The sequence below is a fragment of the Zhihengliuella salsuginis genome (assembly GCF_014651715.1).
Classification (GTDB): domain Bacteria; phylum Actinomycetota; class Actinomycetes; order Actinomycetales; family Micrococcaceae; genus Zhihengliuella; species Zhihengliuella salsuginis.
This window is the reverse complement of the sequence record NZ_BMXK01000004.1, coordinates 82,263-107,124: the sequence shown is the minus strand read 5'-3', so window position 1 is coordinate 107,124 and position 24,862 is coordinate 82,263. Positions and strand designations below refer to the sequence as shown.

Below are 24,862 nucleotides of genomic sequence, written 5' to 3'. Positions count from 1 at the left end.
ACTACGATGGGTCCATGGCAGAACCGACGCGTTGGGTGACAGAGACCAAGGACGGGCACTCGCAGTGGTACATCGGCCGCTTCCGCGAGATGGCCGCCGAGGGCGAGGACCTGATCGGGGAGGCCCGGCTGGTCGATGCCATGGTTCCGCGCCGGGCCAGGATCCTCGACGCCGGCTGCGGGCCGGGCCGTCATGCCGGCGAGCTGCACGCGCGCGGGCACGACGTCGTCGGGGTAGATGCCGATCCCGAGCTGATCGCCGCGGCCCGGCAGGATCACCCTGGCCCGACGTACGCCGTCGTCGACCTGTCCGAGCTGGAGCTGGACTCGCTCGGGCAGTCCCAGCCGTTCGACGCGGCGCTCCTGGCCGGGAACGTGATGGTCTTCCTCGCGCCCGGAACGGAGACCGAGGTGCTGCGCCGGGTCGCCGCCTGCGTCAGCCCCGAGGGCTTCATCATCGTCGGATTCCACGTGGCGCGGCACCTGGCGCTCGCCGATTTCGACCGCCACGTGGCGGACGCCGGGCTGCGGGTCGAGCACCGGTTCGCCACCTGGGATCTCAAGGCCTGGCACGACGACGCCGACTTCGCCGTCACCGTCCTGCGGAACGCCGGAACCGCCGAAGTCAGCTCCTGAGCCGGCCCGTGCGCACCTCCAGACCGATGGAGACGACGTCGCCGACGTCGATGCTCTCCGCCCGCCGGACGTTCATCTTGATCGGGACCAGGAACCGCCCGTCTTTGGGCCACACCGCGGTATCGAACCGGGTGTCGCCGATGGTCGCGGAGACCGGGATCTGACCCCAGTACATGAGATGCCGCGCGGCCTCTTTCAGCTCGGCCGACATCGCCGTCGGCATCGGAGCGAACACGAACGGGGCCGGTCCGCGCCATTCGACGAGTTCGGCTGCGAACGTCCAGGGCATGCGGCTGACGCTAGCAGAGGCGCCCGGCCGGCCCGCCCCGCCGTCGTCGTGCCGCGGGCAGGGCATTGAACGGGTGGGCATTCCTGTCTAATGTAGCCCTCAGCAGCTAGTCAGCCGGGCGCAGACCGACCGGCAGTGCCGTGCGAGTACGGCACGCGCAAGAAGGATGGGTGCCGCTCTTGTCCCGTGCAGAGTACGTGGAGTCCTACCGCCAGCTGAGCCTGACGGTGCACGACGCCGGCCTGATGCGGCGTCGCTACGCGTTCTACGCGACACGGATCGGCGGGTGGGTGCTGGCGCTGGCGGCCGTGCTGGCCGGCGTCGTACTCCTGGGCGAGACGTGGCTCCAACTGATCGTCGCCGCGCTCTTCGGCGCCGTGATGGCGCAGCTGGGCTTCCTCTCGCACGAGGCCGCGCACCGTCAGGTGTTCGCTTCGCGGTCGTGGAACGAATGGACCTCGCGCATCATCTCCGGGCTGCTCATGGGCCTCAGCTTCAGCTGGTGGATGGCCAAGCACAACACCCATCACGCGCATCCGAACCGCGAAGGGACTGACCCGGACATCGAGTCCAACCTGCTGGCCCTCACCCCCGCGGCCACCGATCGCCGCGAGGGTCTGAGCGCCTGGCTCGCCCGCCGCCAGGGATACTTCTTCGTCCCGCTGCTGCTCCTGGAGGGCCTGAACCTCCACGTCGCCTCCCTGAGGATGCTCTGCAGCGCCGGGTCGGTGCCGCATCGGGCCACCGAGCTCGCGCTCATCATTGTTCGACACGCGGCGTACCTGACGCTGCTGTTCGCCGTGCTGCCGATGGGCATGGCCTTCGCATTCGTCGGGGTCCAGATCGGCACCTTCGGCCTCCTGCTGGGCGGGGCGTTCGCGCTCAACCACATCGGCATGCCGATCGTCCCCGCCGGCGTCCACCTCGATTTCCTGCGCCGGCAGGTGCGGATGTCGCGCAATGTCGTGGACGGGCCCCTGGCCCGGTTGCTGCTGGGCGGCCTCCAGTTCCAGGTCGAGCACCACCTGTTTCCCGCCGTGCCCCGGCCCAGCCTTCCGGCACTGCAGGCGATCGTGCGGGAGCACTGCAGCCGGGTCGGCATCCCCTATGCGCAGGAGACGCTGGCCGGCGCCTCCGTCACCGTGGTCTCCTACCTCAACCAGGTCGGGTTGAAGAACCGGGATCCGTTCGCCTGCCCCTTGGTGCAGAGGTACCGAGGATGACGAGCCGGCCGACGAGAGGACGAGGACAACGGGTGCCGTGCACGGCACCAGGAGAGGAGAGAAGCCGATGAAAGTCACCGTTCACGGTTCAATGTGCGTGGCCTCGGGCAACTGCGGGCTCGTCGCTCCCCGGGTCTTCCGCAACCGCGACGAGAATCGCGGTTTCGTGGAACTGCTGGAGCCCGAACCGCCGGAGAGCGAGTGGGAGGCGGTCCGCGAGGCCGAGTACCTGTGCCCCTCGGGAACCATCCAGATCGAACAGCACCCGATTCCGCCATTCGACCACCTGACATGAGCGGAGAATGCACCTAGTCTGACACTGACGGACATCCATGCCCGATCGCGAGAGCACACAGCCGAGGAGATCTTCATGCCGAACGTCAAAGAACTTGCCAGCACACTGGCCGCAGCCCACGAGTCCGGCCGCGCGGTCGTCCTTCCCACGGTGTGGGACGTCTGGAGCGCGCGCACCGCTGTGGACGCGGGCTTCGAGGGGATCACGACCGGTAGCCACCCCATCGCCGACGCCAGCGGAAGCTCCGACGGCGAGAACATGGACTTCGCCGACCACCTCGCGGTGGTCAAGCGGATCACCGGCGCGGTCGACGTCCCCGTGAGCGCGGACGTCGAGTCCGGCTACGGACTGGCTCCCGCCGAGCTCATCGAACGGGTGCTCGAGGCCGGCGCGGTCGGGGCCAACATCGAGGACGTCGTCCGCTCCGAGGGTGGACGCGTCCGCGACCGCAACGAGCACGCGGACTACATCGCCGCCGCCCGGCAGGCCGCCGACGCGGCGGGTGTCGAATTCGTCATCAACGGGCGGACCGACGCCCTCAAGTTCGGACCGGAGGTGTTCGCCGACCCGCTCGCCGAAGCGGTGGAGCGGGCGAAGCTGATGGAACAGGCCGGCGCCCGCGCTGTCTACCCCGTGGGGCTGTCATCGGCCGACGACGTGACCCGTCTCGTCGAGGCGGTCAGCGTACCCGTCAACCTGACGGTGCACCCCGTCAACGGCCACGCCGCCGGCGACCTGGCCGCTCTCACCGCGCTCGGCGCCCGCCGCTTCACCTTCGGGCCGCAGTGGCAGATGTGGCTGGCCGAGGTGTCGGCGGAGAAGCTCTCGAGGTGGGTCGCCGGCAGCTGACCGGCAGGCGCCGGGCGCCGGGCGGTCAGTCGGCTCCCGGCCTCCGGCGGTGACGTTTGACGTCCGCGCGCTGCCGCTTCGCGTCCAGCCGGCGCCGCTGCGAACCGCGCGTCGGCCGTGTCGGCCGCCGGACCAGTGCCGGAACGACGGCGTCGCGCAGGAGGGCGGCCAGCCGTTGCCGCGCCGCGGTCCGGTTCCGCCACTGCGAGCGGTGCTCCGAGGCGTCGATGGTGATCACCGTGCCCGTCAGCCGGTCGGCGAGCCGGGCCAGGACCCGTTCGCGCTGCACCTCGTCCAGCGCCGTCGTCGTGCCCAGATCCAGACTGAGCTGGACCCGCGAGTCGGTCGTGTTGACGCCCTGTCCGCCGGGCCCGGAGGCCCGGGCGAACTGCTCGAAGAGCTCTGCCGCGGGCACACGGAGGCCGTGGGGCGCACCGGGGCCCGGGGGCACTCGAAGATCGTCCATGCCACGAGTGTGCCCCACTCCCGCGGTCCCGCGCATGTCGGAGCCCGCCGGTCGGCCGGTATCATCAGCAGATGAGCCAGCATCCATTCGTGCCGGAGGGGTTCGCGGCGCCGACGTCGCTGGACACCGACCGCTTCCACCTGGAGCCCCTCGGCCCGCAGCACAACGCCTCCGACCTCGCTGCGTGGACGTCGAGCATCGAGCACATCCGCGCCACGCCGGGCTACCCGGACGGCTCCTGGCCGCCCGAAGAGGGGATGACCCCCGAGCGGAACCTGGTGGACCTGCAGCGCCACGCCGCCGACTTCGCGGCCGGGAAGGGCTTCACCTTCACCGTCCTGGACCCCGCCGGGGGCCAGGTGATCGGCTGCGTCTATCTGTACCCGTCGGCCTCCGCCGGCAACGACGTGACGGTCCAGTCCTGGGTGCGCGCCGACCGCGCCGAGCTCGACGGGCCGCTGGCGGAGGACGTGCGCGCGTGGATCATCGCCGACTGGCCCTGGTCGAGCCCGGACCTGTGCGGCCGCTGACCCGGCACCGGCGCCGACGTGCGCGTGGGAGAATCGTTCGATGACCGCAACACTCGTCGCCCACGGCCTGGCCGGCGGGTACGGCCACCGCACGCTCTTCGATTCTCTTGATCTCACGGTCGCCCCGGGCGACGTCGTCGGGGTCGTCGGCGCCAACGGCGCCGGCAAGTCCACGCTGCTCAAGCTGCTCGCCGGCGTCGACGCGCCCCAGGACGGATCCGTCACGCTGGCCCCCTCCGACGCGTTCGTCGGCTGGCTGCCGCAGGAGCACGAGCGGGTCCCCGGCGAGACCGTCGCCGCCTACATCGGCCGCCGCACGGGGTGCGACGAGGCGGCACGGAACATGGAGACCGCGGCGGAGGCGCTCGGCGACCCGGCGGCCCAGGCAATGGGAGGCGGCGACCCCGCGGACGTCTATTCGGCGGCTCTCGACCGCTGGCTGGCCAGCGGGGCGGCCGATCTCGACGAACGGCTCCCGCTGGTTCTCGCCGATCTGGGCCTCGACCTCGACGGCGTGCGGGCCGAACAGACCCTGATGACGTCGCTCTCCGGCGGGCAGGCCGCCCGCGTCGGACTGGCCGCGCTCCTCCTCTCGCGCTTCGACGTCGTCCTGCTGGACGAGCCCACCAACGACCTGGACCTGGACGGGCTCGAACGGCTCGAGGGCTTCGTCCGCGGCCTGCGCGGGGGAGTGGTGCTGGTCAGCCACGACCGCGAATTCCTCTCGCGGTGCGTCACGCGCGTACTGGAGCTCGACCTGGCGCAGGGCGCGAACCGCGTGTACGGCGGCGGCTACGACGCCTACCTGGAGGAGCGGGCGACGGTCCGCCGCCACCAGCGCGAGAAGTACGACGAGTTCGCGGGCAAGAAGGCCGATCTCGTCTCCCGCGCCCGCACCCAGCGGGAGTGGTCGAGCCAGGGCGTGCGCAACGCGATGAAGAAGTCCCCCGACAACGACAAGATCAAGCGCAAGGCCGCGAGCGAATCGAGCGAGAAGCAGGCGCAGAAGGTGCGCCAGATGGAGAGCCGGATCGCCCGGCTCGAGGAGGTCGAGGAGCCCCGCAAGGAGTGGCAGCTCGCCTTCACCATCGGCTCCGCTCCCCGCTCCAGCTCGGTGGTCTCGACGCTGAGCCGGGCCGTCTTGAAGCAGGGGGCGTTCACGCTCGGCCCGGTGTCCCTACAGGTCAACGCGGGGGAGCGGATCGGCATCACCGGGCCCAACGGCGCCGGGAAGTCGACGCTGCTGCGGGCGCTGCTGGGACACCAGACGCCGGATGAGGGGACCGCCAGCCTCGGCGCGAGCGTCCAGATCGGCGAGATCGACCAGGCGCGTTCCCAGCTGGCCGGGGCCGGGAATCTCGTCACGGCTGTCGAGGACGTCGTCCCGGAGATGGCCCCGGCGGAGGTGCGCACCCTGCTGGCCAAGTTCGGGCTCAAGGCCGAGCACGTGAACCGGCCCGTCGACGAGCTGTCGCCGGGGGAGCGAACGCGCGCCGGCATGGCTCTCCTGCAGGCGCAGGGCGTCAACGTCCTGGTCCTCGACGAGCCCACCAACCATCTCGACCTGCCCGCCATCGAGCAGCTGGAACAGGCGCTCGAATCCTACGAGGGGACGCTGCTGCTCGTCACCCACGACCGGCGGATGCTCGCGACCGTGAAGACCGACCGCCACTGGCGGGTCGAGGAGGGCATCGTCACCGAGCTCTGAGGCACGCGCGCCACCGTCATCTGCGATCCTCGCGCGCCCGGCTGCCACCCTTGCGATCAGCAAAGGCGCACGCGGCTTCACGATCCCGCCCGTGGAGCCGGCTCTCGCATAAGGTTGGCCGGTGATCGAACTCGATGTCCTCGGCTGGGTGGTCCTCGGCTTCGGTGCCCTGCTCGCGGGCTTCGCGAAGACCGCCCTGCCCGGAGCCGGGACCCTCTGCGTCGCGCTCTTCGCCGCCGTCCTGCCGGCCCGCGAGTCCACAGGCGCGCTGCTCGTGCTCCTGATCGTCGGCGACCTCTTCGCCGTGTGGATGTACCGGAACGACGTCGACTGGCGCACCCTGCGCAGGCTGGTCCCTGGCGTGCTGGCCGGCATGGTCGTCGGCGCGGTGTTCCTGGGCGCCTCCACGGACGACGTCGTGCGCCGCGTCATCGGGGCGATCCTGCTCGCGCTGCTGGGCTTCGCTCTCTGGCAGCGCCGGGAGAGGGCGCGCGCCGATGCTGTCCCCTCGCCGTCGCGCGCCGCCGGTTACGGCTACGGGACGCTCGGCGGGTTCACGACCATGGTCGCCAACGCCGGCGGACCCGTCATGAGCCTGTACCTGCTCTCGATGCGCTTGCCCGTGAAGGCCTTCCTCGGCACCGCCGCCTACTTCTTCTTCGTCGTGAACCTGGCGAAGCTGCCGTTCCAGATCGGCCTCGGCCTGCTAGATGCGCACATCTTCGCCATCGCCGTCTCGCTCGTCCCGCTCGTCGTCGCCGGGGCCTTCGCCGGCCGCTGGCTCGCTTCGCGGATCCCGCAGAAGGTATTCGAGGTCGCCGTGCTGGTCCTGACCGCACTCGGCGCGGTGAACCTGCTCATCTGAACGACGACGGCCCCTTGACCCCCGGCAGATCGCAGAGGAAACTCCGGTTTCAAGGAGGGGAGAAGGACTATGAGCCCGCGGGAGGCCACGGCCCCGGAGGGATGGCGCTGGGTCATGAAGTGGCTCCTGGGGGTCTTCCCCGACATGCGCTGGGAGATCCACCATCTTGTTGCGGACGGCGAAATGGTGCCGCTCAACTGCACGTTCCACGGCACGCACAGCGGCGAGCTCAACGGCGTCCCCGCGACCGGCCGCGAGGTCGCCATCAGCTACGCCCGGTTCATGCGCTTCGAGGACGGTCTGCTGCGCGAGTTCTGGGGCGTTCGCGACGACGCGGCGCTCATGCGGCAGCTCACGGAGGAGTGAGCTCGGGGGATTCATCCGATCAGGTACACGAGGCCCCGCCCCTGCCCGGCGGCGCGTTCGGTGAATTTCCTGGCGGTGTCGAGGTAGGTGCACAGCGTCGATCGGGTGTTCCTGAACCGGGACTCGGATGTGTTCCCCGTGCCGAACCGCGCGGTGATCTCGGCGTCCGTGAGTGCTGCGAGGTCGCGTGCGATGACGCCGGTCTCGTCCGGGGCGATGGCCCTGATCCATGGGTGCCAGCAGGACCAGCCCTCATCGGCGCAGTAGCTGACCTCTCCCTCGAACATGCGGTGGCACGGGCGCGGGTGCTCGCGCCCATCAGAGGCGGTCAGTTGCTGGAAATCGGGCCACATCTTGTCCAGGTACAGCATGTCGGGCTGTTCATCCGGCGGGGTGAGCCATGCATCGGCGAACGGATCGACTGACAGCGCGGCTCCGGGATTCCGGAGGACCTGGTCGATGTCTTCGGCAGGCCATGTGTATGCGTAGTATCTGATTCCCATGGGCACCATGCTGGTGCACATGCCATCGGCCGTGGGCCGGGCGGCCGCGATTGTGGACAACCCGGGGCGCAGCGTGCGTCGGTGGCGGTCCAGTGGATGCCGCGGCCCCTCGAGCAGGGCGGCCCCGTCCTGCTGGATGCGCCCGTGCTGGCGACGCGGCGTCGTGGTAGCGTCCTAGTGCAATGACTCGGGGCGCCACCGCCGGTGGCTGAGATGAGACCCGTCGAACCTGATCCAGTTAGTACTGGCGAAGGGAATGTCCGATGCGGCTTCCGCGCATCGGCCGGTGGTTCCGACCATCCGGCCGGGCCGCGGCGATGCCTCCCGACGTGCCCTCGCCACCAGCAGAAGGGCGCGCACATGAGCACCATCGAAACCACCACCGGCCGGCAGGCGCCGGCCCTCGCGGACCAGACGGTCCTCGTCACCGGCGGCGCGCGCGGCCTGGGCCGCACCATCACCGAGGCCTTCCTCCGCCAGGGGGCGAAGGTCGCCGTCGGCTACCACGAGAGCCGCGAGGCGGCCGAGCAGCTCGCCGCCGATCATCCGGGCCGCGTCGTCGCCGCCCGGGCGGACGTCCGCGACCGGGCCCAGGTCGATGCGCTCGTCGCCCGCGCCAACGAGGCGTTCGGCTCTCCCGTGTCGACGGTGGTCAACAACGCCCTCGTCGGCTTCTCCTTCAACGGCGACGCCCGGTCCCACGCGCACGAGATCGGCTACGGGGAGTTCGCGGACCAGTTCGCGGGAACCATCCAGGGGGCGGTGAACGTCGTCCAGGCCGCTCTGCCCGGCTTCGAACAGCTCGGGTCCGGCCGCGTGATCAACGTCGGGACGAACCTCTTCCAGCACCCCGTGGTCCCGTACCACGACTACACGGCGGCCAAGGCGGCCCTGCTGTCGCTCACGCGCACGTTCGCCGACGACCTGGGGCCGCGCGGCATCCGCGTGAACATGGTCAGCGGCGGGCTCCTGCGCACGACCGACGCCAGCGCGGCCACGCCCGAGCCGGTCTTCGACGCGATCGCCGAGTCCACGCCGCTGCGGTCGGTGACGACGCCGGCGGAGTTCGCCGACGCCGTCCTCTTCTTCGCCTCGCCCTGGGCGCGGGCGGCCACGGGCCAGAACCTCGTGATCGACGGCGGGCTGGTGAAGAACTGATGGCCCCAGGGAACGACGGCGGGGCCCGGCAGGTGCACCTGAACCTGTTCGCGCACGGGTGCGGACACCACGCCGCGGCCTGGCGCGCGCCGGCGTCGAGCGTGGACCGCCTGGGGGACATCGGCTACTGGGAGCAGCTCGCGCGGACGGCTGAACGGGGGCTCTTCGACGCGATCTTCCTCGCCGACGGGCAGTCGGCGGGACTCGACGGGATCGACCGCGGACCGCGGTGGTTCCTCGAACCGATCACGACCCTCACCGCGCTGGCCCGGGCGACGGAGCGGATCGGCCTGGTCACCACGGTCTCCAGCACGTTCTGGAACCCCTTCAATGCGGCCCGGCAGCTCGCGAGCCTCGACCACATCTCCGCGGGGCGGGCCGGAGTGAACGTGGTGACCTCGATGACCGACGCGGAGGCGCACAACCACTCCATGGCCGGGCTCCCCGGCCACGAGGAGCGGTACGCCCGGGCGGCGGAGTTCGTCACCGTCCTCTCCGGCCTCTGGGACTCGTGGCCGGCGGAGTCGATCGTCGCCGACCGCTCCGGAACCTACACCGACGCCGGGCAGCTGAACCCGATCGACCACCGCGGCCGGTACTTCGACGTCGCCGGGCCGCTCAACGTCCCGCAGCCGCCCCAGGGCCGCCCGGTGGTGTTCCAGGCGGGCGCCTCGGAGCCCGGGCGCGACCTCGCGGCCCGGTGCGCCGAGGGCATCTACGCGGTCGCCTGGGATCTGGAGTCGGCGCGCGCGTACCGCCGGGACATCCGGTCCCGGGTGGCCGAGCATGGCCGCGACCCCGACGGCGTGGCGGTCATGCCCGGCCTCGTCACCTACGTCGCGTCCTCCGAGCAGGAGGCGAAGGAGATCCAGCGCGGGCTCAACGAGCTGCTGCCGGTCGAGGACTCGCTGCGCCAGCTGGCGTTCTTCGTCGGCGCCGACACCTCGGGCTGGGAGCTCGACGCCCCGGTTCCGGACCTGCCGCCGCTGGAGGAGTTCAGGGGCCCGCAGGGCCGCTACGCCACGGTGCTGCGCATCATCGAGAGCACGCGGCCGACCGTGCGCGAGCTCCTCGGCTACCTGGCCGCCGGCGGCGGGCACGCCACGTTCATCGGCACCCCGGAGCAGATCGCGGACGAGATCGAGCGGTGGGTCGACGGCGGGGGAGCCGACGGCTTCAACCTGATGCCGCCGTCGTTGCCGGAGGGCATCGACGACTTCGTGGACCTCGTGGTCCCGGTCCTGCAGGAGCGCGGCCGGTTCCGCCGGGCCTACGAGGGGCGCACGCTCCGCTCACACCTGCTCGGGTAGCCGGCCGGCCGGATCGGGGCGCCGGGCGGCGCGCACCCGGACCGCCACTCCCGCAGGCACGCGGCACCCGTAAGCTGTCCGAATGAATGAGAAAGCGCAACGCGAGCGGCTCGGCCACAACGATCTGGACATCGAGGACGCGCTGCTGGACGAGGCCGTCACGACCGTCGCCGAGGGGTCGGCGCGGCTGAACCGCAGGTGGCCCGAGCTCATCGTCACCGGGTTCTTCGGCGGTGTCGACGTCGGACTGGGCATCCTGGCGATGATCCTCGTCAAGCAGGCGACGGGCTCGGACATTCTCGCCGGCATGGCCTTCGGAGTCGGCCTGCTCGCGCTCAAGCTCGCCCATTCCGAGCTCTTCACGGAGGAGTTCCTGCTCCCGCTCAACGCGGTCATCGCCGGCCAGGGCACCTGGCTGCAGCTCCTGCGGCTCTGGTCGGTCAGCCTCGTCACCAATCTGCTCGGCGGTCTCGGGTTCGGCTGGCTGATCGTGCTGGGGCTGCCCGACTACCACCGCACCATCATCGACACCGCGGTCGGCTACCTCGACCAGCCCTCGCTCCTGGTCATGATCGCGCTCGCGTTGCTGGCCGGCGCCACCATCACCCTTTCCACGCGGATGCAGCAGGGCACTTCCAACGACGTCGTCACCGCACTGACCTGCATGATCTCCGGCCTGCTGGTCATCGGGTTCGGGATGCTCCACGGTGCGCTCAACGCGATCGTCGTCTTCGCGGCCATGCTGGCGGGCGCGGACATCTCCGTCACCGACTTCCTCACCTGGTTCGCAATCGTCATCCCGTTCAACATGCTCGGCGGACTCCTCATCATCACTCTGCCGCGCATGGTCCGCACCCGCCGCATCCTCCGCGCCCTGCGCACCGGCACCGTCTCCCTCGAGGAACTCGAGCGGCAGGCCGGCTGAATCGTCCCCGCGGGGCGGGCGCGACACCGGCACCCGGGGAACTCACAGGTCCGGGCGGGAATGCGCGCGCCGGACGCGAGGTTGTGCCGGACATGCGAGCTATGACCTACAGCAACTACGGAACGCCCGAAACCCTGCAACTCTCCGATGTCCCGACGCCCCGCGTCGGCCCCGGTGCCGTGCTGATCCGCGTCGAACGCGCCGCGGTGAACCCGGTCGACTGGAAGCTCATGTCCGGAGGCCTCGACGGCATGCTCGACGCGGTCTTCCCGGTCGTCCCGGGCTGGGACGTGTCCGGCGTCGTCGAACAGGTCGGCCCCGACGTCCCGGAGTTCGCCCCGGGCGACCGGGTGGCCTCCTACGGCCGCAAGGACGTCGTCTCCGGCGGCACGTACGCCGAGTACGTCGCCCTGCCGGCGACGTCGGTGGCGCGCGTGCCGCGCGGGGTCTCGTACGACGACGCGGCCGGCCTGCCGCTCGCGGGCCTCACCGCCCAGCGCTCCCTGGAGACGCTCGAGCTGACCAGCGACGACACGCTGCTGATCCACGCCGCCTCCGGCGGCGTCGGCTTCCTGGCCGCCCAGCTGGCGGCCGAGATCGGCGCCACGGTGATCGGCACCGCGTCCGAGCGGAACCACGAGAAGCTGCGGGAGATCGGCGTCGTACCGGTGGCCTACGGCGAGGGCCTGGCCGACCGCGTCCGCGAGGCGGCGCCCGAGGGCGTCACGGCCGTCGCCGACTTCGTCGGGGGAGTGCTCCCGGAGACCCTCGCGGTCCTCGCCGAGGGCGGCCGGCACGTCTCGATCGCCGACCCGTCGGTGGAGCAGGACGGCGGGCACTGGGTCTGGGTCCGCCCGGATGGAGCGCGCCTGCAGGAGCTGCTGCAGAAGGTCGAGGCCGGTGCGCTCCGCGTCGACATCGACCGGACCTTCGCGCTGGCCGAGTCGGCCGCCGCGCTGGAGGCGAACCAGGCCGGAGCGAACGGGAAGATCCTCATCGACGCCACGCGCTGACATGACCCCGGGCCCCGCGGCGGGCGGTTGCGTCCGCCGCGGGCGGGACAGGTCCGGTCAGGGCCGGCGGGCCCGGATCTGCTCGGCCAGGATGTCCCCGTGGCCGGCGTGCCGGGCGAATTCGCGGATCATGTGCAGGTAGACGAACCGCAGCGTGACGGTCTTCTCCCGCCAGGTGAAGCGCTCGTCGAGGTCGTGCTCGGCGGCGATGTCCCGGGAGCGGGCGCACGCGGCGGCGAAGTCGGCGCGCACGGAGCCGATCGTGTCGTCGGGGCCCAGCCGGAAGGTGTCGTCGACGGCGTCGGGCAGGCCGAGCGCGCGCCGGTCGCCGCCGCCGACGCGGTGGGCGAACCAGACGCGCTCGACGAAGGCCGCGTGCTTGACCAGTCCCAGGGGCGTCGTCAGGGAGGGGACCAGGCGCAGGCGGGCCTCGTCGTCGGAAAGGTCCTCGAGCAGGCCGTCGATCGCCTCCCGCTGGAGCTCCAGCATGCCCACGAGTGCGGCCTCTTCGCCGCCCAGATGCAGTTCCATGGCCTCATCCTAGGCGGATCCACCGGCGGCGGGAACACTTGACGGACGCGGATGGATCCGTGATGCTACTCACAACATACAACGTTGGAACCCATTGTCCGCGTCCAGAATATACAACGTTGTACTTGGTGGTGCCGCCACCGGCGCGGACGAGGAGGAGTACCCGTGAGACATCGCATCCACCTCGCAGCGGCCGCCGTGGCGGCCCTGACTCTCTCCGTCGCGTCCCCTGCCGCGACGGCCGCGCCCCCGCAGCCCGCGCCACCCGCGGCGCCCGCGCTCACCGACGTCGAGGTCCACGACCCGTCCTATGTGGAGGCCGACGGCGAGCACTGGGTCTTCGGTTCCCACCTCGCGGCCGCCAGCACCGGGGACTTCATGGAGTGGGAGCAGCGGGCCAACCACGTCACGCCGGAGAACCCGCTCTTCGACGACGTCACGACCGAACTGGCGGAGACCTTCGAGTGGGCGGAGACGGACACGCTCTGGGCGCCGGACGTCATCCAGCTCGCCGACGGCCGCTACTACATGTATTACAACGCGTGCCGGGGCGATTCTCCGCGCTCGGCCATGGGCGTCGCCGTCGCGGACGATGTCGACGGGCCCTACCGGGACCTCGGCATCATCCTGCGCTCCGGCCACCGCGACGGCGAGGGCATGAGTGCCGACGGCACGGCCTACGACGGGCGCGTCCACCCCAACGCCGTCGACCCGGACGTCTTCTACGACCACGAGGGCGACCTCTGGATGACCTACGGCTCCTATTCCGGGGGCATCTTCAGCCTCGAGTTGGACCCGGAGACCGGGATGCCGCTGCCGGACCAGGGCTACGGCACCCACCTGACCGGCGGGAACCACAGCCGGATCGAGGGGGCTTCGATCATGCCGGACGCCGCATCCGGCGACTACTACATGTTCCTCTCCTTCGGCGGACTGGACGCGGACGGCGGCTACAACATGCGGGTCGCCCGCTCCGGGAGCCCGGAGGGCCCCTACTACGACGCCGCGGGCAACGACATGCGCGAGGCGCGCTCGGACGCCAGCCTGCCCCTCTTCGACGACGCGTCGATCGAGCCCTACGGCACCAAACTGATGGGAAGCTACCTCTTCCAGCGCCAGGACGGGGATCCGGGCGCCGGTCCCGGGGACGGCTACGTCTCGCCGGGGCACAACACGACCTACGTGGACCCCGAGACAGGTCGGATGCTGCTGATCTTCCACTCGCGGTTCCCCGGGCAGGGCGAGCGCCACAACGTGCGCGTGAACCAGATGTTCTTCAACTCCGCGGGCTGGCCGGTCGTCGCGCCCTACCGGTTCGCCGGCGGCGAGCTGGAGCACGTGCGCCGGGGCGAGGCCGTCGGCCGGTACCGGATGATCGACCACGGCAAGGCGATCACGGCCGAGGCCGCACAGGCACGCGACGTGAGTCTGAACCGCAACGGCACCGTCACCGGGGCGGTCGAGGGCCGCTGGCGGCTCTACGACCGGAACCGCGCGATGCTGACCGTGGGCGGCGAGGCCTACGACGGCCGCTTCGCCCGCCAGTGGGACCCGGTGTCCGAGGCGTGGGTCATGACCTTCACGGTCCAGTCGGAGGCCGGCGTCTCGCTGTGGGGCAGTGCAGACCACGCGGCCCGGTGATCTCCGAGAACTCCCCCTGGATCGCGGTTGAAAGTAAAAGTAATTCTCCGACCGCGGCGTTTATCGAGTGGTGGTGATGATGGGAAGCGGCGCCATCGGTTCGCCTGTTCTTAACCGCGTATTTGATTTCCCGGAATTGGCCGTTCCGCATGGCGTGGTCGGCCGGGAGACGACCCGTGCTCGGCAGCTCGGAGCAGTGACTAGTGGTTTCGCTGCGTCGCCGATCCTCGCGCGTCCCTCCCGGGCGGCGATCGAAGAGTTGCTCAAGAAAAACACGCGACTTCATTCTGACGTGTGAAAACCCTTGTGGTGCGTCCAATTACTTCTTAGGCTCAAAGGGAACATAGCGACTCGGCTCCCGGCCGGTTCGCCTGAGGTGGGAGGAGAAAAGTCATGGAATCAAACTTCCTGGGTGACATCGATTGGGGGTCGATGCTCCTGAAGGTCGTCTTCGCGATCGTCATCCTGATCGTCACGTGGATTATCGCGAAGGCCGTCAAGTGGGCCATCAGCAAGGCGGTTGGCAAGATTCCCGCGCTGCAGAAGCAGGGAAACGACGGGCAGCAGGTCGGTGAGTCCATCGGTCAGATCGCATCGCTCCTGGTGTGGCTGTTCGGACTGATCGCCATCCTGCAGCTCTTCAACCTCGACCAGGTCCTCTCGCCGCTGCAGGGTCTGCTCGGCGGGATCTTCGGGTTCCTGCCGAACCTCATCGGCGCCGCATTCATCTTCTTCATCGGCTTCGTCATCGCCAAGATCGTGCGCCAGCTGGTACAGACGGCGCTCGGCACGGTCGATCTCACCAAGCTGACGAGCAAGTTCAAGTCGAAGGATGCCGAGCCCGTCGACCCCCAGGAGGCCAACGCCAAGGTCTCCTCGCTCGTGGGCAACCTCCTCTTCGGCATCATCATCATCGTGGTCGCCATCGCGGCTCTGCAGGTCCTGGGCATCGCAGCCATCTCGCAACCGGCCGAGCAGATGCTCTCGATGTTCCTCGAGGCCATCCCGGCCATCATCGCCGCCGGCATCCTACTGACCATCGGCGTCGTCATCGCCTCGTTCCTCGGCAAGCTGCTCGAGGAGCTGCTGCGCGGAGTCGGCACGGACCGCGCCATCGGCGGTCTCGGCGTCGTCCCGGCGGGCACTAGCGTCTCCGGCGTGATCAGCAAGATCGTCCAGGTCGCGATCGTGATCTTCTTCGCGATCATGGCCACCCAGCTGCTGGGCTTCCCGGCGATCACGAACATCCTCAACGAGATCCTGGAGCTGGGCGGCAACGTCCTCTTCGGCGGCGTCATCATCGCGGCCGGCTTCCTGATCGCGAAGCTGATCGGGAAGTTCGTCACGAACGACCTGGCGTCCAAGGTGCTGCGCTACTCGGCCATCGCGCTGTTCGTCGCGATGGGCCTGCGCTACATGGGCCTCGCCGACTCCATCATCAACCTCGCCTTCGGCGCGGTCGTCATCGGCGGTGCCCTGGCCGCGGCCCTGGCCTTCGGCCTCGGCGGTCGCGACGCAGCCGCCAGGACGCTGAGCAAGGTCGATCTGGAAACGGACACCCCGGGCGCCACCCCGGGCGGAACGGTTCCAGGCGGCACCGTGCCGGGCGGCACCGCGCCGGGCGGGCCGACGACCGGCGGCAACACGGGTGGTCTGCACTCGAGCTGACGCTCCAGTCCACGGCCGGGACGTTCCGGCCGTCATGAACGGCGGGTGGCCCGGCGACGCGAAAGCGCCGCCGGGCCACCCGCCGTCGTCGTGCCCGTGCCGATTGGGGCGGTTGCGACGGCGGGTGTGCCAGGAGACCGCCGGGCGATCGGCCTCCAGACGGGGAGACTGCAGGCCGTCTAGGCCACAGGGCGGAGGAAGTCAAAGCCGATCTGCGCGTCCGCTCCCACCCGCGCGCACGGCGCGCTGGAGGCAGCTGGTCGGGGATCGGAACCCGGCGACGCGCCGACCGATTGAAAATTCTCTGTCTCCTCTCGCGGATCCCAGTAGTGGCGCGGGGGAGTGATTGGGTTTAGCCAACCTGAAGCACATCCTTGATTTCTCGCGGATGCACGCGCATGCCCGGATTCAGGGGCCGGAAGTGACGAACGTAACTAAATGTTGCGAGTCGGTAACGTTCGGATCGGCGGTTCGAAAGTTTATATTCAAGAAACGTTTCACGGACTACTCTTTCTCGTGTGAGGTACGCCACGCACGTCGGGTGCGGGGCGCAGTGGTTGGACCGGCGCAAGCCGGAACGACTCGTACAAACGACATGTGATTCACATGCAGACACAAGGAGGCGGAATGCGTCTGAAGCGTATTTCCAAGGCGGTTGCCGCAGGAGCGATCCTGGGGCTGGCCCTGAGCGCGTGCGCACCCGAGGGGGCGTCGAACGGTGACGGTAACGGAGGCGGGGACTCCGGGGTCAGCCAGTCCATTTCGGTGTCGGTGGGACCGAACGAGTTCATCAGCTACAACGGCTTCACACCGGAGTCCTACAGCACGTACAACTCGTCCATCGTCGATCGGACGCAGGCCGGCTTCGCCAGCTTCGGCACCGAGGGCGAGATCATCCCCAACGAGGACCTCGGCTCCTACGAGCTGGTGAGCGAGGACCCGATGGTCGTCGAGTACACCATCTCCGACGACGCCGTCTGGTCCGACGGGACGCCCATCACGGTCGCCGACGCGGTCCTCGCATGGGCGGTCCAGAACCCGAATCTCGCGGTCGACGACGAAGCGCTCTTCAACTCCGTCTCCGCCGATCTCGGCGACGAGGTGCCCGAGGGGCCGCAAGGTGATCCGAGCGGGAAGTCGTTCACGGTCGAATTCGCCGCACCGAACCCCGACTGGGAGATCCAGACGTGGATGCTGCACCCGGCGCACGTCGTCGCGGAGCAGGGCGGGCTGACCACCGAGGAGTTCGTCCAGGCCGCACGCGACGGCGATGCCGACGCGCTCGCCGACGCCGCGGAGTTCTGGAACACCGGGTGGCACACGGACCCGGGCATGCTCCCGGACGAGGCGCAGGTCCCGGTCAGCGGCCCCTACAAGTTCGGGTCATGGGAGGCGGGCCAGTCCTTGACCCTCGTGCCCAACGAGAACTACTACGGCGAGCCCGCCCAGAACGACGAACTCGTCTTCCGCTTCGTCGACCAGGGCGCCATGGTGCAGGCCCTCGACAACGCGGACCTCGACGTCATCGCCCCGCAGCCGACCGTCGATACCCTGAGCCAGCTCGAGGGTCTCGGCGACGCCGTGACCATCCACCAGCGCGACACCATGACGTGGGAGCACCTCGACTTCAACTTCGTCGACGGCGCCCTGTTCGCTGACAACCTCGAGCTCCGCAAGGCGTTCGCGATGTGCGTTCCGCGCCAGCAGATCGTCGAGAACCTCATCCAGCCGATCAACCCGGAGGCCCAGGTCCTCAACGCACGCGAGGTGTTCCCCTTCCAGGAGAACTACGAGGAGGTCGTCTCCGCGTCGTACGACGGGCAGTACGACGAGGTCGACATCGAGGGCGCCAAGGAGATCATCGCGGCGGAAGGGGCCGAGGGCACCGAGGTCCGCATCGGCTACTCGGCACCGAACCCCCGCCGCGCCGACCAGGTCGCCATGATCAAGTCCTCCTGCGATGAAGCAGGGTTCGAGATCACCGACGCCGGCAACGCCGACTTCTTCCAGCCGGGCGGCACGCAGGAGCGCGGCGACTACGAGGTGGCGCTCTTCGCCTGGGCCGGATCCGGCCAGATCACCTCCGGCGAGAACATCTACGCCACGGGCAAGCCGCAGAACTACGGCGAGTACTCGAACCCGGAGGTCGACGAGGCCTGGTCCAACCTGGCCACGTCGCTCGACGAGTCGGTCCACATGGAGGAGACGAAGAACATCGAGAAGCTGCTCTGGGATGACCTGTTCGGCATCCCGGTGTTCGCCCACCCGGGACTCGATGCCTCTGCTGCCGACATCGAGAACGTCGAAGGCACAGCGACCCAGGACGGCATCGTCTGGAACGCCGAAACCTGGCACCGCGCCGAGTAACAGCTAGGTAGCCGTCCGACAGGAACGGGGCCCGGCGCGCAGAGCGCCGGGCCCCGCCCCCTGCCCGGCCGCCCGCTTGGGGGCGGCGACGGGTTCGAAAGGAACCATAAGCAGTGCTTAAATTCATCCTTCGCAGGCTCGGCGCCGCGCTCGTGATTCTCTTCGGCGCCTCCGTCCTGCTCTACGTCCTCGTCATCAACTCCGGCGACCCGCTCAGTGACCTGCGGGAGAGCAACGCGGACAACCGCGAGTACTTGATGCAGCAGCGGATCGACAACATGAATCTCGATCTGCCGTGGTACCAGCGGTACTGGTCGTGGCTCACCGGCGTCGGCAAGTGCTTCGCCCTCCAGTGCGATCTCGGCACGAACCGATCGGGCGTGTCCATCAACAGTCTGCTCGAGCTGGCCGCCTCCTCGACGCTCCGGCTGGTCCTCCTGGCGACTCTGCTGGCGCTAGTCTTCGGCATCTCCATCGGTATCCTGACCGCCGTCCGCCAGTACTCGGGGTTGGACTACGGCGTGACGTTCGCGACGTTCCTGTTCTTCTCGCTGCCGGTCTTCTGGGCGGCGGTGCTCCTGAAGGAGTACATGGCCATCGGCTACAACGACTGGGTGAGGGAGCCGGATTTCGGCCCGGTCCAGATCATCGTCATAGCAGTCATCGCCGGATTCCTGATGCAGGTCTTCCTCGCCGGCAGCATGCGGCGGCGGATCATCACGTTCGCCGTGACGGCAGGGTTCTTCGCCGCGGCACTGCCGAGCCTCACCGCGCTCGAGTACTTCCGGAATCCGCAGCTCGGCTACATCGGCGTGGCCGTCCTGACCTTCGCGGTGGCCCTCAGCGCCACGGCGATGGCCGTCGGGGTCAAGAACCGGAAGGTCCTCTACCCCGCACTCATCACGGCAGCGCTCGTCTCCGTGGTCCAAGTCGCTCTGTACAACGTCTTCGTCTACTACATGAACTGGTTCATCATGATCGGAGGACTCGCGCTGGCCGCGGCCATCCCGTGGTTCATCGGACGGTCGATGGGCGGCCGCTACAAGGGGATCGCCGCAGGTGTCAGCGTCGCCACCGGCGTCATCGGCGCCGGCCTGACCGTCGTCGACCACGTGTTCCGCGCCTGGCCGGGGTTCCTCGGCATGAAGCCGCGTCCCATCGCCACGATCGGGTCGCAGACCCCGAACTTCGGTGGCGACTTCTGGCAGACCATGCTGGACCAGGGAACGCAGCTCCTGCTGCCGACCATCCTGCTGACGATCATCTCCCTCGCCAGCTACAGCCGCTACACGCGTGCATCCATGCTGGAGGTCTCCAGCCAGGACTACATCCGGACGGCCCGCTCGAAGGGCCTGCCGGAGCGGACGGTCATCTTCCGCCACGCGTTCCGCAACGCGCTCATCCCGATCGCCACGATCGCCGCTTTCGACTTCGCTGCTCTGATCGGCGGCGCGGTCATCACGGAACAGGTCTTCGGCTGGAAGGGGATGGGCGAGCTGTTCCAGACCGGACTGAGGGAAGTCGACCCGAACCCGGTGATGGCCTTCTTCCTCATCACCGGCACGGCGGCCATCCTGTTCAACCTGCTGGCGGACATCTTCTATGCCATCATCGACCCGAGGATCAGGGTATGAGCACCATGAACGACCAGAAAACGCCCTCGTCGGGGGACGTGTACTCGCTCGCCGAGGCCGAGGACGCCCGGCTCATCAAGGAGGACGCGGAGTCCCTGTCCCAAGGACAGCTGATCCGACGCCGGTTCCTTCACCACAAGGCCGCCATGGTCTCGGTCGGCGTCCTGGTTTTCATCACCGTGATGGCCTTCTCCTCGATCGGATTCGCCGGGCTGCCGGGATGGTGGGGCAAGACGTACCTGGACGCCGGGACCGTGATCGACGGCGGCCGGCCGACTCTGAGCCTCATCCCCACCTGGCTCGGAGGCGACGGGATCCGCTGGGGCGAATACCCCTTCGGACAGGAGAACACGGGCAAGGACTACTTTGCGCTCGTGATGCGCGGAACGCAGAAGTCGATCCTCATCGCCGTGATCGTCGGAGCCGTGGCGACCTGCATCGGAGCCATCATCGGCGCCGTGGCCGGCTACTTCCGCGGCTGGGTCGATTCGATCCTGATGCGCGTGACCGACCTGTTCATCGTCATCCCGCTGCTGGTCCTGGCCGCCGTTCTCGGCCAGATCGCCGGCAACCTGGGCAGTTCGATCGTCTATCTGGCCCTCGTGCTGGGACTGGTGACCTGGACCGGGCTGGCACGACTCGTCCGCGGCGAGATCCTCTCCCTGCGCGAACGCGAGTTCGTCTCGGCGGCCCAGTCGATGGGTTCCTCCTCCGGACGCATCATCTTCAAGCACCTGCTGCCGAACACGATCGGCGTCATCGTCGTGAACGCGACCTTCGCCATCGCGGGCGCCATCCTGCTTGAGACGTCACTGAGCTACCTCGGCTTCGGCGTCGTGGCGCCGGAGTCATCGCTCGGGCTGCTCATCAGCGAGTACCAGAACTCGTTCACGAACCGCCCGTGGTTGTTCTGGTGGCCGGGCGTCATCATCGTCGCGATCGCCCTGAGCGTGAACTTCATCGGCGACGGGCTCCGCGACGCGTTCGACCCGCGGCAGACGCAGAAGCGCAGCAAGAAGAGGAAAGCGAAGGCCAACGCATGAAGACACCGAGCGAGAACCCCGCGGCGCCGGTCCTGAGCTTCGCCGACCTCAGTGTCACTTTCGACACCGAATTCGGGGATGTCGACGCCGTCAAGAAGCTCAGCCTGGATGTGAAGCCCGGCGAAGTCGTCGCCCTCGTCGGCGAGTCCGGTTCCGGCAAGTCCGTCACCTCGACGGCCGCCATGGGCCTGTTGCCCCACAATGCGCACATCACCGGAGCGGCCAGCGTGGGCGAGAGCAACGTCGTCGGCCTGCCCGAAGAGCAGGTCCGCCGCCTGCGGGCGACCAATGTCGCCATGGTCTTCCAAGAGCCCATGACGGCGCTGAACCCCGTGCTATCGGTCGAACGGCAGATGACCGAGGCGCTGGAGCTGCACGACCTCGCCTACGGTCAGGACGCCGTCGACCGGGCCGTCGAGCTGCTCGAGCAGGTGGGCATCCCGGATCCGAAGCGGCGCATCAAGCAGTATCCGCACCAGTTCTCGGGCGGCCAGCGGCAGCGGATCGTGATCGCGATGGCGATCTCGTGCAACCCCGACATCATCATCGCCGACGAGCCGACGACCGCCCTCGACGTGACCGTCCAGGCCGAGATCCTCGACCTGCTCCGCCGTCTGAAGGACGATCTGGGAACGGGAATCCTGTTGATCACGCACAACATGGGCGTCGTCGCCGACATGGCCGACCGCGTTGCCGTGATGTTCCGGGGCGACCTGGTGGAGACGGGAACGGTCGAAGACGTGCTGACCAAGCCGCAGCACCCCTACACTCAGAAGCTCCTCGAGGCGGTACCGCGGCTGCGGCACGCCGACGAGGCGCTGGCGAGCGCAGGCAGGAGCGGGGCGGCCGAGGCGGATCGACGGCTCGTGCTCGAGGCGAAGAACCTCGTGCTCGAGTACGACATGCGCGGGCACAAGTTCCGGGCGGTCGAGGACGTGTCCTTCGACGTGGCCAGCAATGAGATCCTCGGCATCGTCGGCGAATCCGGGTCGGGCAAGTCGACCATCGCGAAGGCCGTTCTCGGGCTGCTGCCCGTTGCCAGCGGGACGCTGTCCGTTCAGGGCGAGGACCTCGTCACGCTGCCGCCGAAGAAGGCCAAGGCCGTGCGCCGGCGGATCGGCGTGGTTTTCCAGGATCCGGCCGCGTCGTTGAACCCGCGCTTCCCGATCGGCGACTGCATCACCGAGCCCATGGTCATCCACCGGGTCGGCACCCGCAAGGAGCGGCTGGACCGCGCAGCCGAGCTGTTGGACGCTGTCCGGCTGCCGCGCACCGTCCTGAACCGCTACCCGCACGAGCTCTCCGGGGGACAGCGCCAACGCATCTCCATCGCCCGCGCGCTGACGCTCAAGCCCGAACTCCTGATCGCGGACGAGCCGACGTCGGCGCTCGACGTCTCGGTCCAGGCCTCGGTGCTGGAGATGATCGCCGAGCTCCAGGCCGAGTACGAGTTCGCCTGCCTGTTCGTCAGCCACGATCTCGCCGTCGTCGACCTGCTGGCGCACCACGTGGTCGTCATGAAGGACGGGCGCACGGTCGAGCAGGGGCCGACGTCGACCGTGCTGCACGCGCCGCAGGAGGACTACACGAAGCGGCTGCTCGCGGCGGCACCCGTGCCGCACCCGGGCGAGCAGCGCGACCGCCGGGAGGCCCGCCGCAAGCTGCTGCGCGAGCAGGGTCTGCGCATCGACTGACCGGCCTCGCCGACGGCGCATCGGGCTTCGATTTCGAAGCGCGGTGCGCCGTCGGCGTCTTCACCAGTTAGACTGGTGGTGTCTGGGCCTTTGCGCGCCCGCTCCCTCTACTTGAAGCGAGTAATTTACGCATGTCAGAAACCATCACCCGACGCGAAGACCTGCGCAACGTCGCTATCGTTGCGCACGTTGACCACGGCAAAACCACACTCGTTGACGCGATGCTGGCGCAGACGGGCGCCTTCTCCTCTCACGGCGAGACGGAAGATCGCGTGATGGACTCGGGCGAGTTGGAGCGCGAGAAGGGCATCACGATCCTCGCCAAGAACACCACGGTGTTCTACTCCGGCCCCGCGGCCAAGGGCGAGAACCTCCTCATCAACGTCATCGACACACCCGGCCACGCCGACTTCGGCGGAGAGGTCGAGCGCGGCCTGTCCATGGTCGACGGTGTCGTCCTGCTCGTCGACGCCTCCGAGGGTCCGCTGCCGCAGACCCGCTTCGTGCTGCGCAAGGCGCTGGCCGCCAAGCTGCCGGTGATCCTCGTCGTGAACAAGACCGACCGCCCGGATGCCCGCATCGACGGCGTCGTCGCCGACTCGATGGACCTCCTGCTGGGCCTGGCCTCGGATCTCTCGGAAGAGGTTCCGGACCTGGACCTGGACTCCGTGCTGGACCTGCCGGTCGTCTTCGCCTCCGGCAAGGCCGGCCGCGCCTCGACCAACCAGCCGGGCGACGGCGAGCTGCCGGACAGCGAGGACCTCGAGCCGCTGTTCGAGACCATCCTCAAGCACGTCCCGGCCCCCGCCTACGACGAGAGCGAGGTCCTGCAGGCGCACGTCACCAACCTCGACGCCTCGCCGTTCCTCGGCCGTCTGGCGCTGCTGCGCATCTTCAACGGCACCCTGAAGAAGGGCCAGCAGGTCGCCTGGGCCCGCCAGGACGGCCAGCTGAAGAACGTGAAGATCACCGAGCTTCTGGCGACCAAGGGCCTCAACCGCGTCCCCGCCGAATCGGCCGGGCCGGGCGAGATCGTCGCCGTCGCCGGCATCGAGGACATCATGATCGGCGAGACCCTCACCGACGCCGAGAACCCGAAGCCGCTGCCGCTCATCACCGTCGACGACCCGGCCATCTCGATGACCGTCGGCATCAACACCTCCCCGCTGGCCGGCAAGGTCAAGGGCGCCAAGGTCACGGCGCGCCAGGTCAAGGACCGCCTCGACAAGGAACTCATCGGCAACGTCTCGATCAAGGTCCTGCCGACCGAGCGCCCGGATGCGTGGGAGGTGCAGGGCCGCGGCGAGCTGGCGCTGGCCATCCTCGTCGAGCAGATGCGCCGCGAGGGCTTCGAGCTGACCGTCGGCAAGCCGCAGGTCGTCACCCGCGAGGTCGACGGCAAGGTCCACGAGCCGATGGAGCGCATGACCATCGACGTCCCGGAGGAGTTCCTCGGCGCGGTCACGCAGCTGATGGCCTCCCGCAAGGGCCGCATGGAGTCCATGACGAACCACGGCACCGGCTGGGTCCGGATGGAGTTCGTGGTTCCGGCGCGCGGCCTGATCGGCTTCCGCACCAGGTTCCTGACCGAGACCCGAGGCGCGGGCATCGCCGCCTCGATAGCAGAGGGCTACGAGGCGTGGGCCGGTCCGATCGAGTACCGGACCAACGGCTCCATGGTCGCCGACCGCGCCGGCGTCGTGACCCCGTTCGCGATGATCAACCTGCAGGAGCGCGGCTCGTTCTTCGTGAAGCCGACCTCCGAGGTGTACGAGGGCATGATCGTCGGCGAGAACTCGCGCGCCGACGACATGGACGTCAACATCACCAAGGAGAAGAAGCTGACCAACATGCGCTCTGCCGCTGCGGACACCTTCGAGAACCTGACCCCGCCGAAGATCCTGACCCTCGAGGAGTCCCTCGAGTTCGCCCGCGAGGACGAGTGCGTCGAGGTCACGCCGGAGGCCATCCGCATCCGCAAGGTGCTGCTGCAGGCCAACGAGCGCACCAAGGCGAATCGCGCCCGCGCCCGCTCCTGAGCGCCCGCGCACTACGACGACGCCCCGTCGCCCTCGGTTCACCCCGACGGCGGCGGGGCGTCGTCGTGCCCGCGGACGTCGGCCGAGCCCTCTCGGGGCCGCGTAGACTG

Annotated in this window: 23 protein-coding genes and 1 riboswitch; of the genes, 19 read left to right on the top strand and 4 right to left on the bottom strand. The window is 69.1% G+C overall.

Annotated elements, in window-relative coordinates; translation table 11 throughout:
• Nucleotides 1–14 precede the first annotated feature (14 nt).
• Nucleotides 15–635: a class I SAM-dependent methyltransferase gene (locus tag IE069_RS05415; RefSeq protein ID WP_189349103.1), complete on the top strand. Its 621-nt coding sequence runs from the start codon at nucleotides 15–17 to the stop codon at nucleotides 633–635.
• On the opposite strand, the gene IE069_RS05410 is transcribed toward IE069_RS05415, so the two are convergent.
• A complete protein-coding gene (locus tag IE069_RS05410; protein ID WP_189349102.1) occupies nucleotides 625–924 on the bottom strand; it encodes a DUF1905 domain-containing protein in 300 nt (99 codons plus the stop codon). The two genes, IE069_RS05415 and IE069_RS05410, sit on opposite strands and share 11 nt — an antisense overlap.
• 170 nt (nucleotides 925–1,094) lie before the next feature.
• Here IE069_RS05410 and IE069_RS05405 point away from each other — a divergent pair, with 170 nt between their 5' ends.
• The 3 genes from IE069_RS05405 (at nucleotide 1,095) to IE069_RS05395 (ending at nucleotide 3,291) form a co-directional block, all read left to right on the top strand.
• Nucleotides 1,095–2,147, top strand: coding sequence for a fatty acid desaturase family protein (locus IE069_RS05405; protein WP_229790970.1), 1,053 nt, complete (start codon nucleotides 1,095–1,097; stop codon nucleotides 2,145–2,147).
• A 67-nt stretch (nucleotides 2,148–2,214) separates the two neighbouring features.
• On the top strand, nucleotides 2,215–2,442 hold the full coding sequence (locus IE069_RS05400) for a ferredoxin (protein WP_189349101.1): 228 nt from the start codon (nucleotides 2,215–2,217) through the stop codon (nucleotides 2,440–2,442).
• A 75-nt stretch (nucleotides 2,443–2,517) separates the two neighbouring features.
• Entirely contained in the window at nucleotides 2,518–3,291 is a 774-nt protein-coding gene (locus tag IE069_RS05395; RefSeq protein ID WP_189349100.1) for an isocitrate lyase/PEP mutase family protein, read from the top strand.
• Nucleotides 3,292–3,316: 25 nt separating this feature from the next.
• Here the strand turns inward: IE069_RS05395 and arfB are convergent, their stop codons facing one another.
• Nucleotides 3,317–3,757, bottom strand: a complete 441-nt coding sequence (gene arfB / locus IE069_RS05390; protein ID WP_189349099.1) for an alternative ribosome rescue aminoacyl-tRNA hydrolase ArfB — start codon at nucleotides 3,755–3,757, stop codon at nucleotides 3,317–3,319.
• Nucleotides 3,758–3,828: 71 nt separating this feature from the next.
• Between arfB and IE069_RS05385 the strand changes: the two genes are divergently transcribed.
• The 4 genes from IE069_RS05385 (at nucleotide 3,829) to IE069_RS05370 (ending at nucleotide 7,226) form a co-directional block, all read left to right on the top strand.
• On the top strand, nucleotides 3,829–4,287 hold the full coding sequence (locus IE069_RS05385) for a GNAT family N-acetyltransferase (RefSeq protein ID WP_189349098.1): 459 nt from the start codon (nucleotides 3,829–3,831) through the stop codon (nucleotides 4,285–4,287).
• A gap of 40 nt (nucleotides 4,288–4,327) precedes the next feature.
• Nucleotides 4,328–5,995, top strand: a complete 1,668-nt coding sequence (locus tag IE069_RS05380) for an ABC-F family ATP-binding cassette domain-containing protein (protein WP_189349097.1) — start codon at nucleotides 4,328–4,330, stop codon at nucleotides 5,993–5,995.
• Between the two features lie 121 nt (nucleotides 5,996–6,116).
• Nucleotides 6,117–6,860, top strand: a complete 744-nt coding sequence (locus IE069_RS05375) for a sulfite exporter TauE/SafE family protein (protein ID WP_189349096.1) — start codon at nucleotides 6,117–6,119, stop codon at nucleotides 6,858–6,860.
• A gap of 69 nt (nucleotides 6,861–6,929) precedes the next feature.
• On the top strand, nucleotides 6,930–7,226 hold the full coding sequence (locus IE069_RS05370; RefSeq protein WP_189349095.1) for an ester cyclase: 297 nt from the start codon (nucleotides 6,930–6,932) through the stop codon (nucleotides 7,224–7,226).
• An 11-nt stretch (nucleotides 7,227–7,237) separates the two neighbouring features.
• Here the strand turns inward: IE069_RS05370 and IE069_RS05365 are convergent, their stop codons facing one another.
• Entirely contained in the window at nucleotides 7,238–7,729 is a 492-nt protein-coding gene (locus tag IE069_RS05365) for a DUF1877 domain-containing protein (protein WP_189349094.1), read from the bottom strand.
• A 178-nt stretch (nucleotides 7,730–7,907) separates the two neighbouring features.
• A riboswitch (TPP riboswitch) is annotated at nucleotides 7,908–8,003 on the top strand.
• A gap of 86 nt (nucleotides 8,004–8,089) precedes the next feature.
• Between IE069_RS05365 and IE069_RS05360 the strand changes: the two genes are divergently transcribed.
• From IE069_RS05360 to IE069_RS05345, 4 genes are all read left to right on the top strand, one after another.
• Entirely contained in the window at nucleotides 8,090–8,887 is a 798-nt protein-coding gene (locus IE069_RS05360) for a 3-oxoacyl-ACP reductase (RefSeq protein WP_189349093.1), read from the top strand.
• On the top strand, nucleotides 8,887–10,197 hold the full coding sequence (locus IE069_RS05355) for an LLM class flavin-dependent oxidoreductase (RefSeq protein ID WP_189349092.1): 1,311 nt from the start codon (nucleotides 8,887–8,889) through the stop codon (nucleotides 10,195–10,197). The genes IE069_RS05360 and IE069_RS05355 overlap by 1 nt, the downstream gene beginning before the upstream one ends.
• 82 nt (nucleotides 10,198–10,279) lie before the next feature.
• On the top strand, nucleotides 10,280–11,122 hold the full coding sequence (locus IE069_RS05350; RefSeq protein WP_189349091.1) for a formate/nitrite transporter family protein: 843 nt from the start codon (nucleotides 10,280–10,282) through the stop codon (nucleotides 11,120–11,122).
• Between the two features lie 92 nt (nucleotides 11,123–11,214).
• Nucleotides 11,215–12,135, top strand: coding sequence for an NADP-dependent oxidoreductase (locus IE069_RS05345; RefSeq protein WP_189349090.1), 921 nt, complete (start codon nucleotides 11,215–11,217; stop codon nucleotides 12,133–12,135).
• A 57-nt stretch (nucleotides 12,136–12,192) separates the two neighbouring features.
• Here the strand turns inward: IE069_RS05345 and IE069_RS05340 are convergent, their stop codons facing one another.
• Entirely contained in the window at nucleotides 12,193–12,666 is a 474-nt protein-coding gene (locus IE069_RS05340) for a DinB family protein (protein WP_189349089.1), read from the bottom strand.
• Nucleotides 12,667–12,831: 165 nt separating this feature from the next.
• Here IE069_RS05340 and IE069_RS05335 point away from each other — a divergent pair, with 165 nt between their 5' ends.
• The 7 genes from IE069_RS05335 (at nucleotide 12,832) to typA (ending at nucleotide 24,752) form a co-directional block, all read left to right on the top strand.
• The gene (locus tag IE069_RS05335; RefSeq protein ID WP_229790969.1) at nucleotides 12,832–14,307 is read left to right on the top strand and encodes a glycoside hydrolase family 43 protein; all 1,476 of its coding nucleotides are present in this window, start codon (nucleotides 12,832–12,834) and stop codon (nucleotides 14,305–14,307) included.
• Between the two features lie 393 nt (nucleotides 14,308–14,700).
• Nucleotides 14,701–15,975, top strand: coding sequence for a mechanosensitive ion channel (locus tag IE069_RS05330; RefSeq protein WP_229790968.1), 1,275 nt, complete (start codon nucleotides 14,701–14,703; stop codon nucleotides 15,973–15,975).
• Between the two features lie 627 nt (nucleotides 15,976–16,602).
• Entirely contained in the window at nucleotides 16,603–18,342 is a 1,740-nt protein-coding gene (locus tag IE069_RS05325) for an ABC transporter substrate-binding protein (RefSeq protein WP_189349088.1), read from the top strand.
• A gap of 113 nt (nucleotides 18,343–18,455) precedes the next feature.
• A complete protein-coding gene (locus tag IE069_RS05320) occupies nucleotides 18,456–19,976 on the top strand; it encodes an ABC transporter permease (RefSeq protein ID WP_189349087.1) in 1,521 nt (506 codons plus the stop codon).
• Complete coding sequence (locus tag IE069_RS05315; RefSeq protein WP_189349086.1) at nucleotides 19,973–21,019, top strand: ABC transporter permease; 1,047 nt, start codon at nucleotides 19,973–19,975, stop codon at nucleotides 21,017–21,019. The genes IE069_RS05320 and IE069_RS05315 overlap by 4 nt, the downstream gene beginning before the upstream one ends.
• On the top strand, nucleotides 21,016–22,713 hold the full coding sequence (locus tag IE069_RS05310) for an ABC transporter ATP-binding protein (protein WP_189349085.1): 1,698 nt from the start codon (nucleotides 21,016–21,018) through the stop codon (nucleotides 22,711–22,713). Before IE069_RS05315 ends, IE069_RS05310 begins: the two co-directional genes overlap by 4 nt.
• Before the next feature lie 131 nt (nucleotides 22,714–22,844).
• Nucleotides 22,845–24,752 (top strand): translational GTPase TypA, encoded by a 1,908-nt coding sequence (typA, locus tag IE069_RS05305; protein ID WP_189349084.1) that lies wholly within the window; start codon nucleotides 22,845–22,847, stop codon nucleotides 24,750–24,752.
• The last annotated feature ends 110 nt before the right edge of the window (nucleotides 24,753–24,862 follow it).